8 protein-coding genes are annotated in these 14,543 nt (G+C 44.4%); 3 read left to right on the top strand and 5 right to left on the bottom strand.

Going from position 1 to position 14,543, the window contains the following annotated elements:
* Nucleotides 1-387: 387 nt before the first annotated feature.
* The gene (locus HMPREF1532_RS21905; protein ID WP_259029712.1) at nt 388-516 is read right to left on the bottom strand and encodes a hypothetical protein; all 129 of its coding nucleotides are present in this window, start codon (nt 514-516) and stop codon (nt 388-390) included.
* Nucleotides 517-575: 59 nt separating this feature from the next.
* Between HMPREF1532_RS21905 and HMPREF1532_RS00535 the strand changes: the two genes are divergently transcribed.
* On the top strand, nt 576-872 hold the full coding sequence (locus HMPREF1532_RS00535; protein ID WP_005923314.1) for a thioredoxin family protein: 297 nt from the start codon (nt 576-578) through the stop codon (nt 870-872).
* 117 nt (nt 873-989) lie between these two features.
* Here the strand turns inward: HMPREF1532_RS00535 and HMPREF1532_RS00530 are convergent, their stop codons facing one another.
* The 4 genes from HMPREF1532_RS00530 to gltB all read right to left on the bottom strand — a co-directional run bounded on the left by HMPREF1532_RS00530 (nt 990) and on the right by gltB (nt 10,094).
* Nucleotides 990-1,751, bottom strand: a complete 762-nt coding sequence (locus HMPREF1532_RS00530; protein WP_044094020.1) for a glycerophosphodiester phosphodiesterase family protein — start codon at nt 1,749-1,751, stop codon at nt 990-992.
* Nucleotides 1,752-2,166: 415 nt separating this feature from the next.
* Nucleotides 2,167-3,831, bottom strand: coding sequence for an asparagine synthase B (gene asnB / locus HMPREF1532_RS00525; protein WP_005923308.1), 1,665 nt, complete (start codon nt 3,829-3,831; stop codon nt 2,167-2,169).
* A gap of 138 nt (nt 3,832-3,969) precedes the next feature.
* A complete protein-coding gene (locus HMPREF1532_RS00520; RefSeq protein ID WP_005923305.1) occupies nt 3,970-5,301 on the bottom strand; it encodes a glutamate synthase subunit beta in 1,332 nt (443 codons plus the stop codon).
* A gap of 176 nt (nt 5,302-5,477) precedes the next feature.
* On the bottom strand, nt 5,478-10,094 hold the full coding sequence (gltB, locus tag HMPREF1532_RS00515; RefSeq protein ID WP_005923302.1) for a glutamate synthase large subunit: 4,617 nt from the start codon (nt 10,092-10,094) through the stop codon (nt 5,478-5,480).
* A 365-nt stretch (nt 10,095-10,459) separates the two neighbouring features.
* Between gltB and glmS the strand changes: the two genes are divergently transcribed.
* Together glmS and HMPREF1532_RS00505 are read left to right on the top strand one after the other, a co-directional pair.
* Nucleotides 10,460-12,304, top strand: coding sequence for a glutamine--fructose-6-phosphate transaminase (isomerizing) (glmS, locus tag HMPREF1532_RS00510; RefSeq protein WP_005923299.1), 1,845 nt, complete (start codon nt 10,460-10,462; stop codon nt 12,302-12,304).
* Between the two features lie 147 nt (nt 12,305-12,451).
* Nucleotides 12,452-14,335: an amidophosphoribosyltransferase gene (locus HMPREF1532_RS00505; protein WP_025819611.1), complete on the top strand. Its 1,884-nt coding sequence runs from the start codon at nt 12,452-12,454 to the stop codon at nt 14,333-14,335.
* Nucleotides 14,336-14,543 lie beyond the last annotated feature (208 nt).

The raw sequence follows: 14,543 nt of genomic DNA, 5'->3' as shown, positions 1-14,543 counted from the left end.
GCTACTTTCAGTCTTTTTTTATAGGGGCTTTTATTCTTTTAATTTGAAACAAGAAAGCCTTCTATTTAAATAAACTATTATCCGGCCTTTTTGTTTTGCATATTTTTCCGGTATATATGAAAGAAATAATATCTTGATTTAGATCAATCTGAGGTGGCGTTTAGTGAAACAATGTGTTGCCGGTTTGGTGGTATAGGCGGTTCGAAACTGCGGAATATCACATGGAATGTATCTTTTTCCTCTATCTTGACCTTTTTGCCGCATTTCTTTATTTGTCGGTGTTTGAGGAGGAAAGTTTGTTCCAGTTATTATGAACCGTGCAAAGCACAGCTAAGCACCATTCTCAGGAGTGCTTTGCACGGTTCATATGGATTGTATGGATAGTGCTTAGAGAAGATAAGCACCCTGCTTGGGTTTACCGGTGTGGCATGTTGTTTCTGCCAGCGACGTTTCATCCCCTATATATCCGGTGTATAAGGCGTTCGAAGGATGAATTATTGAAATTCGATAAGGCATGATGAAACCTTTTTCTATTTCTTTTGTTGATGCAGTATAATTAAAAAAGTAAATAAATGATGGACGATGTAACTAAACGATTAGAAGAAGCAGCCCAGACCAATCATCTGGTTTTGATTTTATTTTATGCAGATTGGTCTCCCCACTATGAATGGTTGGAACCGGTTATTAATGCATATGAAAAGAGAGTCGTCGAACTTGTAAAAGTGAATATTGAAAGTGACAAAGTTGTTGCAGATTCTTATAATATAGAAACTGTTCCGGCTTTTGTGTTACTGCACCGTGGAAAGGAATTGTGGCGGCAAATCGGGGAACTGACTGTTGATGAATTCCGGCTGGTATTGGAAGAGTTCTGAAATTGGTGATGTAATTGGTGTGATAAGCGGACTAATGACAAGAGATAAACAGGCTGCACTATATGCTGCATGGCACTAATCACTTATCATTGATCCGCTTATCACTAATTCATTATTTCACTCTTTCATTATTTCATTCAGCAATACCGGTTCATTAGTCGTGATGAAATCAACCTTCTTTTCGATAAGCCATTTCATGTCTTTTTCTTTATTGACTGTCCAGACGTTTACTTTCATGCCGAGATCGTGGCATTCTTTTATCCATTCGGGATGTTTTCGGAAGACGTTCAGATGATAGTCCGGTCCGGCACACCCCATCTCTTTCAGTTCTTTCGGGGGTAGTTTGCCATCCAGATAAAAGACAGGAGTTCCGGCAGGAGTCAGGCGGATAAATTCCTTAGTGGCATGCAATGAAAAGGTAATGTATTCCATTCTGTCGTTCAGCCCGAGTTTTTTCACCATCGCCACTATCTTTTCTACGGCTTTCGTTTCCCGTTCCGGGCTGCTGAGTTCTTTCAGTTCCAGAATCAGGCGTGTCTTGGTTTTTAGAGCAGCTTTGAGATATTGTTCAAGGGTAGGGAGGCTCTCGCCGTTATCCAGCTTCAGTGAAGTAAGGTTTGCTGCCGTAGAGCGTTCCATGCTTTTTAGCTTGAAAACAGGATCATGGTTCACCACAAGCTTATCATCTGCCGTGAGCCACACATCGAATTCGGAACCGTAGCAGCCGATAGAATCGGCTTTAAGAAGAGCGGCAATGCTGTTTTGTGCCGAACCGTCTGTTTTCCAATAGCCGCGATGGGCGATAACCTGAGTTTGGGCCATTACGCCGCATGTTGATAGGACGAGGGCGGAGGCAAGTAGAATCTTTTTTATTTTCATCATATGCAAATAGTTTTTTTACTATGTTGCAAAAGTAAGGAAAGAAAGTCTTGATTGTTTTACATCATTATTAAATCTTAGTTAATATATCAAGATTCATTTTTACGGAGAAAGCTATGTCTGCCGCACCATAAAAACATGCTATATTGATTCCGAAGGCTGTTTTTAACATGTGTGCATAGCCACCTGCCTGTCTTTAGTTTCTTAATATGGATTGCTAATATTCAGTTTTCAATTTAATCCCCAATGCCTTAGACAAAGAAAGGAAGCTGGAAAGTTGCATATCTGTTTCGTCTTTCTACTAATTTCGAGCATAATATCTGTTTTCTTGCTTTTTATTTACATAAATGAAACCAATTAGTTACATTTATGTAAATAAAAAGCAAGAAAATAACGGTCATTGTTGGAGACACTTTCAATATGCTTCTTCGTGTATCCCTTTTACGGCCCGTCCACTGGGTTCGTTCTTGCCTTGGAAGGTGGTATCCCAAGCCAGTGCTTCTGCTGTGGAGCAGGCTACACTGGGCACGCTCGGCACGCTTTTCGCTGCCGATGCGCTGGGGAAGTGCTCTTCGAAAATACTACGATAATAATATTCCTCTTTGTTCTGTGGCGTGTGGATGGGAAAGCGTTTGGCAGCCTGTGCCATTTGTTCGTCGCTTACGGCTGTTGCGGTGATGGCTTTCAGCGTATCTATCCAGTTGTATCCTACACCATCGCTAAATTGTTCTTTTTGACGCCAGACCACACTTTCCGGTAGCATATGTGCAAAGGCTTCGCGTACTATTTTCTTTTCAATCACCTTTCCCGATGCCATCTTGGCCTCCGGATTGAGACGCATGGCAACGTCCAGAAATTCTTTGTCGAGGAATGGGACACGTCCTTCTACACCCCAAGCGGCAAGGCTCTTGTTGGCACGCAGGCAGTCGTAAAGATACAGCTTGGAGATTTTGCGTACGGTCTCTTCATGGAAAGCACGGGCGTCCGGTGCTTTATGGAAGTAGAGATAACCGCCGAATATCTCGTCCGCTCCTTCACCGCTAAGTACCATTTTGATTCCCATCGACTTGATGACACGTGCCAGCAGATACATCGGTGTAGAGGCACGTACGGTAGTCACATCGTAAGTCTCGATAAAATAGATTACATCACGTAGTGCATCGAGCCCTTCTTGAATGGTATAGTTTATTTCGTGATGGACGGTTCCGATATATTCGGCTACCTCACGAGCCTTACTGAGATCGGGAGCACCTTTCAAGCCAATGGCGAAAGAGTGTAGCTGTGGCCACCAGGCATCACTGGCACCATCTGTTTCAATGCGTTTGGCTGCATATTTCTTGGCGATGGCCGAAATGACGGAGGAATCCAGACCGCCGCTTAACAATACCCCATAAGGGACATCACTCATTAATTGGCGATGTACAGCTGCTTCAAGGGCATCATGTACATCGGATACATGGGCAGTGTTGGTTTTCACAGCTTCATAATCCATCCAGTCGCGGGTATACCAACGTTTCATTTTTTGTTCTTTACTATGGTAATAGTGTCCCGGAAGGAAGGGTTCGTAATCTTCGCAGAAACCTTCGAGAGCTTTCAATTCACTGCCTACATACACCTTTCCATCTGCATCATACCCGATATAAAGAGGTATAACGCCGATAGGGTCGCGGGCAATGAGAAACTCGTCTTTTTCTTCATCGTAGAGTGCGAATGCGAAAATACCGTTAAGCTCTTCCAAGAAGTGTATGCCTTTGTCTTTATAAAGCGCAAGTATCACTTCGCAATCGCTTCCTGTCTGAAATTCATAACGTCCGGCATATTGTGCACGTATGTCCCGATGATTGTATATCTCACCGTTTACGGCAAGTACCACTTTATGGTCGGGCGAGTAGAGAGGTTGCCCTCCACTTTCCGGGTCGACGATAGAAAGGCGTTCGTGTGCCAGGATGGCACTGCCGCCTACATAGATACCACTCCAGTCCGGTCCGCGATGACGGATTTTTTGTGCCATACGCAATGCTTTGTCCCGCAATTCTTTCGACTGGTTCTTTATATTGAATATTCCTGCTATTCCACACATGATTTTGAGATTTATGGTTTATGAATTATGATTTCTGGATTTGTGAATTATGAATTATGGCTTTTTGCTGCCCCCCGTTAAGCCGGTCTTTTCCTTTTCTGATAGCTTCTTCTGATAGCTTCGGTCATGATTTCTAATTTATAAATCATAAATCAGTTTCGCTACTCTGCGTCCTTCTGCCATTGCACGTACTACGAGACTGGCTCCTGTTGCCGCATCACCGGCTATGAATACATTTTCCGGATATTCCGGCTGTTCCGGTTTCAGGAATCCCATGGCAAGTAATACCATATCGGCTTCAATGATTTCTTTTTTGCCGGTGGGCTTCATGACTGGTCGTCCACCTGCGGCAGGAGTGCTCCATTCTACCTCTTCTACCTCTACACCGGTGACTTTACCGTTTTTACCGATGAATCGGTTGGAAGCAAGTGACCATCGGCGCATACAGCCTTCTTCATGTGAAGAGGTCGTTTTCAGTACCACCGGCCATTGTGGCCACGGAGTCGCATCATTATGTCCGACAGGGGGCTGAGGCATGATTTCTATTTGTGTTACACTGACAGCTCCTTGTCGTACACTGGTACCTATACAGTCCGAACCGGTATCCCCTCCACCGATGACAAGTACTTTTTTCCCTTTTGCATTCACCATCTTATCTTTAGCAAAAGTCTGTCCTTCTATAATCCGGTTCTGTTGTGATAACATTTCCAATGCAAAATGGATTCCTTTCAGTTCACGTCCCGGTATGGAAAGATCGCGAGGCGTTTCTGCACCGGTACAAATACAGTAAGCATCGAATCCTTCGGGCAGATGAGCCGTGTCTATCGCTGTATTCATTTTGAACAGAATCCCTTCGGCTTTTAATATTTCCATGCGGCGGTCGATGATGTTTTTATTCAGTTTGAAGTTCGGAATACCGAAACGGAGTAGGCCGCCCGGTGCTTCTGCCTTATCGAAAAGGGTGACGGTATATCCTTTTCTGTTCAACTGATTGGCAGCTACCAATCCCGCTGGGCCGGCACCGATTATTGCTACCCGTTTTCCATTACGTACGGGTATTACCGGAGTGATATATCCTTCACGAAAAGCGGCTTCTACAATAGCGGCTTCATTTTCGCGAATGGTTACCGGTTCGTCACACGATAGCTTTAGTACACAGCTTTTTTCGCAAAGGGCAGGACAGATGCGTCCTGTAAATTCTGGAAAATCACATGTGGCAGCCAAGATTTCATAAGCCTCTTTCCACTTTCCCTTGTAGAGAGCATCCTGCCATTCGGGTTGCTTGTTGCCTAATGGACAAGCCCAATGGCAGAAAGGTACTCCACAATCCATGCAGCGCGATGCTTGTAGTTTCCGGTCGTGGGTATTAAGGGTTTGCTCTACTTCTCCATAATCGGTGATACGTTCGTGTACGGGGCGGTATCCGGCCTCCTGACGGTGTATGGTTAAAAATGCTTTTGAATCTCCCATGATGGTTTACGATTTTACGATTTACAATTTACGATTGAAATTACCATTTTGATTTACGATTTTACGATTTACGAATTACGATTGAATTTACCATCTATTTGCGACTGAAGTCATTCTACTTGTTCATTTAAAGAAGTAACTTCAATCGTAATTCGTAAATCGTAAAATCGTAAATCCTAATAGTCTCTTTGCATATCCGCAATCTTCTGTTGCAATTTCCGCATTTGCTCTTCCTGTAGCACCTTTTTGTATTCGATGGGCACTACTTGTATGAATTCGTCTACATAGCGGTTCCAGTCATCGAGTAGGATACGTGCTTGTTTACTACCGGTATATAAATAATGTTGCCGGATGAGCTCATGTAATTCTTTGCGATAACTTGCTTCTTCGATGAGAGATAATTCTACCATCTCCATGTTGCAGAAATAATCGAAATTCCCTTCTTTGTTCCAGACGTATGCTACTCCGCCGCTCATGCCGGCTGCAAAGTTTCGTCCGGTTTGTCCCAGTACTACTACACGTCCACCTGTCATGTATTCACAGCAATGGTCTCCTACGCCTTCTACTACGGCGATGGCTCCCGAGTTACGGACGGCGAAACGTTCACCTACGCGTCCATTGATGTAGACTTCTCCACTGGTGGCACCATATAATAAAGTGTTACCGGCTATCGTGTTTTTTTCTGCTTCAAAATTGCTTCGTACCGGCGGTAGTACGGATATGCGGCCGCCACTCAATCCTTTGCCGAGGTAGTCATTGGCCTCTCCTTCCAGTTTGAAGTTGACTCCCGGAGTAAGAAATGCACCGAACGATTGTCCGGCAGAACCTTTGAATTTTATATTCAGTGTGTGTTCCGGCAGACCGTTTTCGCCATATTTGGCAGCGATTGCACCCGAAAGCATGGCGCCTACGGCGCGATCCGTATTGGCAATCGTGTATTCCAGTGAGATTTCCTTCTGATACTCAATGGCATCTTGTGCGGCATGAAGTATTTCTACATCTTTGACGGTAGAAATACCGTGATCCTGATCGGTGACATGGCGGATAGCAGCGTTGCTGTCTACTCGTGCCAGTAATTTGCTGAAGTCGATGAGCGCATGTTTGGGATTTCTATTATCGGCTTTGCGCTCGATGAGGTCGGTGCGCCCGATAAGATCATCCAGTCTTTCCACACCGATTTCGGCAAGATACTCCCTTACTTCTTGTGCCAAGAAAGTGAAGAAGTTGACCAGATATTCACTCCGGCCGTGAAAACGCTTACGCAATTCTTCATTTTGAGTGGCAACGCCTACCGGACAGGTATTCATGTGACATTTACGCATCATTACGCAACCCAGTACGATCAATGCCGAAGTTGCAAATCCGAATTCTTCGGCACCCAGCATAGCCATTAGTACGATGTCGCGTCCGGTTTTCAACTGCCCGTCTACTTGTAGCATGACTTGCCCGCGCAGTCCGTTCAATACCAAAGTCTGTTGTGCTTCGCTCAGTCCCAATTCCGGTGAAATGCCGGCATAACGAATGGAAGAAGCGGGAGAAGCGCCTGTACCGCCTTCCGCACCCGATATCACGATGAGATCGGCCTTTGCTTTCGCCACGCCGGCGGCGATTGTTCCTATTCCGCTTTCTGCTACCAGCTTTACGCTGATTTTGGCTTTCGGATTTACATTTTTTAAATCGAAGATAAGCTGTGCCAGATCCTCTATGGAGTAGATGTCATGATGGGGCGGGGGAGATATGAGTGAGATGCCCGGTATGGAATGGCGGGTTTTAGCTATCACCTGGTCCACCTTGTATCCCGGTAACTGCCCGCCTTCGCCGGGCTTTGCTCCTTGGGCTATTTTAATCTGTATTTCATCCGCATTGACAAGATATTCCGTTGTTACCCCAAAGCGTCCGGAAGCTACTTGCTTGATGGCACTTCGCAGGCTTGTTCCATCCGCACGGGGGATGAAACGTGCTGCATCTTCTCCACCTTCGCCTGTATTGCTACGTCCGTGAATTTTATTCATGGCTATTGCCATTGCTTCGTGTGCTTCACGGCTAATGGAACCATAACTCATGGCACCGGTTACGAAACGGCGCATAATATTTTCTATTGGTTCTACGCGGTCTATGTTGATGGGGTTACGTTTGAATGCAAAGAAGTCTCGCAAAAAAATGGGGGCTTCTTTGTTGTCTACCATAGAAGTAAACTCTTTGAATTTTTTGTAACTACCCAAACGCGTAGCCAGTTGCAGTGTGCTGATTGTTTCCGGATTCCAAGCGTGCTTTTCTCCATCTTTCCGGAAAGAATACAACCCCCTGTTGTTTAGTTGAAAGTTGAGAGTTGAAAGTTGAAAGTTATTTGGTTGAGAGCTGTTTTGAGAGTTTGCTACGTCTTCCTGCTGCATAGAACTTTCCACTTTCAATTTTCCACTTTCAACTGAAAAAACGGCGTCTCTTGCTATTTCCTCAAGCCGGATTCCGCCGATTCGTGACGGGAGACCGCCAAAATAAGCATTGCTCAATTCCTCGCTCAGACCTATGGCCTCGAATATTTTCGCACCACGATATGAACGGATGGTGCTGATCCCCATTTTGCTCATCACTTTGAACAATCCTTTGCAGATAGCTTTGATGTAATTCTTTTCTGCGGTGGCATAGTCGAGTTGGATCTCTTTTCGGGCAACCAGTTTGTCGAGTATGGCAAAGGCCATATATGGATTCAAGGCACTTGCCCCGAAACCAAGCAACAGGGCAGCGTGCATTACTTCGCGTATCTCGCCACTTTCAACTACAAGAGCGGTTTGCACACGTTTTCCTACCGAGATAAGATGATGGTGTACGGCACTTACTGCCAGTAGCGAAGGAATGGCTGCATGCGTGGCATTCACATCCCGGTCCGTCAGTATGATATAGTTCACACCTTCCGCCACTGATTCTTCCGCCTGCTTGCATATGGTAGTTAATGCTTCCTGTAAGCCGGCCTTACCACGGGAAATTTCAAATAACATAGGCAGCTTCACCGTTTTGAACCCTTTGTAGCGGATATTGCAAAGAATATCCAATTGTGCATTGCTTAAGATAGGATGGTTGAGGCGTACCATTTTGCAGTGGCTTTCGTTTGGGGTGAGAATGTTCATTCCTACGGCACCGATATATTCCGTCAGTGACATTACCAGCTCTTCCCGGATCGGGTCGATGGGAGGATTGGTCACCTGCGCAAATTGCTGCCGGAAGTAATTGTATAGTAATTGCGGCTGATCCGAAAGTATAGCGAGCGGCGTATCATTACCCATAGAACTGATAGGTTCTGCTCCGGTAGTAGCCATCGGAGTGATAATTTTCTCGACATCTTCTTTGGAGTAGCCGAATACATGCAGCATTTGCTCATATCTTTCTACACTATGTGATACTTGGCGCCCGCTTTTCAGTTCGTCCAGTTCAATACGGTTAGTCGCCAACCAAGTACGGTAAGGTTTGGCATCCGCCAGTTGTTTTTTCAGTTCGTGGTCGTAGTATATTTCTCCTTTTTCCGTATCAACCAATAATATTTTTCCCGGTTGCAGGCGGCCTTTTTCTTTTATATCTCCCGGTTCGAAATCCATAACACCTACTTCACTGGCTACTACCATCATGTCATTTTTGGTGATGAGGTAGCGTGCCGGACGCAGCCCATTGCGGTCGAGCATGCCACCGGCATACCGCCCGTCACTAAATAACAGTGCGGCAGGACCATCCCAAGGTTCCATCAGAATAGAGTGGTATTCGTAGAAAGCTTTCAAATCTTCACTGATCGGATTTTTTTCATTAAATGATTCCGGTACGAGCATTGCCATTGCATGCGGCAGGCTGAGTCCGGACATAACGAGAAACTCCAAGACATTATCCAGTGATGCACTGTCGCTCATGCCCGGTTGGATAATGGGACGTATCTCTTTGATGTCGCCGAGGGCAGGAGAAGAGAGTACGCTTTCGCGTGCTTCCATCCATCCGCGATTTCCCCTAATTGTGTTTATTTCGCCATTGTGTGCCAGTAGGCGAAAGGGCTGCGCTAATCCCCATGTAGGAAAAGTATTAGTACTGAAACGGGAGTGTACCAATGCCAGCCCACTGGTGAAGTAACTGTTTGTAAGGTCCGGGAAGTAGTTGCGCAATTGCAACGATGAGAGCATACCTTTATATATAATGCTTTTGGTTGAGAGCGAAACGATATAAAAATCTTCTTTCCCGGAGATTGTTGATTTCATTATCCGGTTTTCGATCTTTTTCCTTATTATATATAATTTCCGGTCGGCTGTTTCCGTTTCTGTGAATCCGGTGATAAATGCCTGTTTGATTTCCGGCTCTACTGTTAATGCCGACTCTCCTAAAATTTCGGAACAAGTAGGTACATTACGCAGGTGCATCAACGTGAGTCCTTCTTTTTCTATCTCTTCGATGATGATACTCAGGATGTCTGCCTGTGCCTTGGTGTTTTTAGGCAGAAAGAGCAGTCCGGTGCCGTAACGCCCTTTTTCGGGGACAGGGATACCTTGCAACAAGATAAATTCATGGGGAATCTGTAACAAGATACCTGCGCCGTCTCCTGTTTTGTTGTCAGCTCCTTCAGCACCGCGATGACGCATGTTTTCGAGCACTTTTAGTGCCGACTCTACGATATCATGCGATTTTTTTCCATGAATGTTTACCAACATGCCAACTCCGCATGCATCGTGTTCATTTGCTGCATCATACAATCCCAACTGTTCGGGTTGTCGTTGGTAAGGTGATTTCTTTGTTTGGCTGATAAAAAGTTCTCTTTTTCTCATTCTTTTTAGCTTTATTGTATGATAATACCAGTTTTGTCTATCAAAATGTTTTGCAAAAATATGTATTTAATTTCATAATGATACTATTTATTTGGTTTTGTGTTACACGATTTCGATTGATCTCGTTTAGTGGTGATAATTTGAAAGTGGGCAGTCTTGTTTTTGCGTTAATATGAAAGTGTGGAAAGTTGTTTTGGTTTTAATTTGTAATATCTTTCTTTTTGAGATTAAAATAATAGAAAAATTAACTTTTTGATATAAAAATCACTTTTTCCTATTCTTATGTCTATATTTTATAGAAAAACTAATCTATGTGTTATTAATAATATGTATATTTGCTCCCGAAAACAAAAAAATAGGATAATATGTGTGGAATTGTAGGCTACATTGGTAAAAAAGAAGCCTACCCCATCCTTGTAAAAGGTTTGAAGCGATTGGAATATCGTGGATATGACAGTGCCGGGGTAGCATTAATCAGTAACAACCAGCAGTTAAATGTGTATAAGACGAAAGGAAAAGTCTCCGATCTTGAAAATTTTGTCACACAAAAAGACATTTCTGGCAATATCGGTATTGCGCATACGCGATGGGCCACTCACGGAGAACCTTGTTCTGCTAATGCTCATCCTCATTATTCCTCCTCCGAAAATCTCGCTCTCATCCATAACGGTATCATTGAAAACTACGCCGTTCTTAAAGAAAAACTTCAGGCCAAAGGCTATACATTTAAAAGCAGTACCGATACGGAAGTACTCGTACAATTAATCGAATACATGAAGGTGACCAATCATCTGGATTTGCTGACCGCCGTACAACTGGCACTGCGTGAGGTGATCGGTGCATACGCCATTGCCGTATTGGAAAAAGACCGTCCGGACGAGATCATTGCTGCCCGTAAAAGTAGTCCGTTGGTGGTGGGTATTGGTGAAGATGAGTTCTTTCTGGCTTCAGATGCCACGCCCATTGTAGAATATACGGATAAAGTGGTTTATCTGGAAGATGAGGAAATTGCTGTCATACACAGGGGCAAGGAACTAAAGGTGGTTAATCTTAATAATGTGGAAATGACACCCGAAGTGACTAAAGTGGAACTTAACCTGGGACAGCTTGAGAAAGGCGGTTACCCACATTTTATGTTGAAAGAGATTTTCGAACAGCCCGATTGCATTCATGATTGTATGCGCGGACGTGTCAATGTGGAAGGTACCAGTGTTGTGCTTTCTGCCGTTATCGACTATAAGGAAAGGCTTTTGAAAGCAAAACGCTTTATTATTGTGGCTTGTGGAACCTCTTGGCATGCCGGATTGATCGGCAAGCATCTGATCGAAAGTTTCTGCCGTATACCGGTGGAGGTAGAATACGCCTCTGAATTTCGTTATCGTGATCCGGTGATTGGTGAAGATGATGTTGTGATCGCCATTTCGCAAAGTGGCGAGACGGCCGATACATTGGCAGCCGTAGAATTGGCAAAAAGTCGCGGTGCGTTTATTTACGGCATTTGTAATGCGATCGGTTCATCCATTCCGCGTGCCACACATACCGGTTCGTACATCCACGTAGGACCGGAGATTGGCGTGGCATCCACTAAAGCATTTACCGGGCAGGTCACTGTACTCACAATGCTGGCTTTGACATTGGCACGTGAAAAACAGACCATCGATGAGGCTCATTTTCTCAGTGTTGTGCGTGAACTGAATTTCATCCCTGAAAAAATGAAAAAAGTATTGAAACTAAATGATGAAATTGCAGAATTATCTAAAATATTCACGTATGCGCATAATTTTATCTATCTTGGTCGCGGATATTCGTATCCGGTAGCTTTGGAAGGCGCTTTGAAGCTGAAAGAAATCTCATATATCCATGCTGAAGGGTATCCTGCTGCCGAGATGAAGCATGGTCCCATTGCATTGATCGACGCGGAGATGCCGGTAGTGGTGATTGCCACTCAAAACGGTATGTACGAAAAAGTGCTTAGTAATATACAGGAAATCAAGGCCCGTAAAGGAAGAGTGATAGCCGTTGTTACCGAGGGAGACACGGTGATAAGCAAGATAGCCGATTATTGCATTGAACTTCCCGAAACACTGGAATGTCTCGATCCGTTGGTTACTACTGTGCCTTTGCAGTTGCTGGCCTATCATGTAGCTGTGTGCAAAGGTATGGATGTGGACCAGCCGAGAAATCTGGCGAAGTCGGTAACGGTAGAATAATGTGCCAATGAGGCAATTTGTCGATTAGCCAATGTGGCAATGAAGGGATTTGCCAATGAACTGAAAATAAATAATATCAATAATTAATATATTGTGTGCGCAGCCAATTGGCACATTACCACATTGGCATATTGGCACATTATTATTATGGAACAATTAAAGCATGAATGTGGCGTCGCCATGATACGCCTGCTTAAGCCTTTGGAGTATTACGAAAAAAAGTATGGCACTTGGATGTACGGGTTGAATAAACTTTATCTTTTGATGGAGAAGCAACACAACCGTGGGCAGGAAGGTGCCGGACTTGCCTGTGTGAAGCTCGCTGCCAATCCCGGTGAGGAATATATGTTCCGTGAACGCGCGTTGGGGTCGGGAGCTATTACTGAAATATTTGAAACGGTACAGGGCAATTTTAAGGACCTGACTTCCGAACAGTTGCACGATGCCGGCTTTGCCAAACGTAATCTGCCTTTTGCCGGAGAGGCTTATATGGGGCATTTACGCTATTCTACTACCGGAAAATCGGGTATCTCTTATGTTCATCCTTTCTTGAGAAGAAATAACTGGCGTGCCAAGAATCTGGCACTTTGCGGTAATTTCAATATGACAAATGTGGATGAGATTTTTGCCCGTATTACAGCTATCGGTCAGCATCCCCGTAAATATGCCGATACTTATATCATGCTCGAGCAGGTAGGACATCGCCTTGATCGTGAAGTGGAGCGTCTTTTCAATCTGGCAGAGGCGGAGGGACTGACAGGTATGGGGGTGACCAACTATATCGAAGAGCATATCGATCTTGCCAACGTGCTGCGTTCTTCCAGTAAAGAGTGGGATGGGGGATATGTCATTTGCGGATTGACAGGAAGCGGTGAATCATTTGCAATCCGTGATCCGTGGGGCATTCGTCCTGCATTTTGGTATCAGGATGACGAAATTGCCGTCTTGGCTTCCGAAAGGCCTGTCATACAAACTGCCCTTAATGTACCTGTCGGAGAGATTAAAGAACTTCAGCCGGGGCAGGCACTCCTTATCAACAAGGCGGGCCAGCTCCGCACTACTCAGATCAATAAGTCCCGTCAGAGAAGGGCATGTTCTTTTGAGCGTATTTATTTCTCCCGGGGTAGTGATGTGGATATCTATAAGGAACGCAAACTGCTGGGTGAGAAATTAATCCCGCGTATTTTGAAGGCGATCAATAATGACCTTGACCATACGGTTTTTTCCTTTATCCCCAATACGGCCGAAGTGGCGTTTTATGGAATGCTCGAAGGGCTGGACAACTATCTCAATGAAGAGAAAGTACGGCAGATAGCCTCTTTGGGGCATAATCCGAACATGGAGGAACTGGAACTTATACTTTCCCGGCGTATCCGTAGCGAAAAGGTGGCTATCAAAGATATCAAACTGCGCACCTTTATTGCCGAAGGTAACAGTCGCAATGACTTGGCGGCCCATGTGTATGATATTACCTACGGTAGTTTGCGTGCCGGTATTGATAATTTGGTGATTATCGATGACAGCATTGTGCGGGGCACAACACTCCGCCAAAGTATCATCGGCATTCTCGATCGACTGGGGCCGAAGAAGATTGTTATTGTGAGTTCTTCTCCACAAGTACGTTATCCCGATTATTACGGCATCGATATGGCAAAGATGAGTGAGTTTATTGCTTTTAAAGCGGCAGTCGAATTACTGAAAGACCGGGACATGAAAGATGTGATCGCCGCTGCTTACCGTAAATCGAAAGACCAGGCGGGACTGCCGAAAGAGCAGATGGTGAACTATGTGAAAGAAATTTATGCGCCGTTCACTGATGAAGAAATTTCTGCCAAGATGGTGGAGTTGCTTACTCCGAAGGGCACAAAAGCCAAAGTGGAAATTGTATATCAGCCTTTGAGCGGTTTGCATGAGGCTTGCCCTAATCATAGTGGAGATTGGTATTTCAGTGGGGACTATCCTACACCGGGTGGCGTGAAGCTGTTGAATGAAGCATTTATAAATTATATAGAACAAGTATACCAATTTTGAGATTTATGATCGAGGAGATACAATCGAGGAGATTTACGATTAGACGATTTACGAATTACGATTAAGGTCACTGTTTAAATAAACAAGTAGAAAAGGACTTCGGTCACAAATAAAATGGTAATTTCAATCGTAAATAGTAAATCGTCCAATCGTAAATCCAAAAAGTAATTTCAATCGTAAATAGTAAATCGTCAAATCGTAAATATAA

This window comes from Bacteroides salyersiae WAL 10018 = DSM 18765 = JCM 12988 (assembly GCF_000381365.1).
GTDB classification, from domain to species: domain Bacteria; phylum Bacteroidota; class Bacteroidia; order Bacteroidales; family Bacteroidaceae; genus Bacteroides; species Bacteroides salyersiae.
This window is presented reverse-complemented; position numbering and strand designations above follow the sequence as displayed.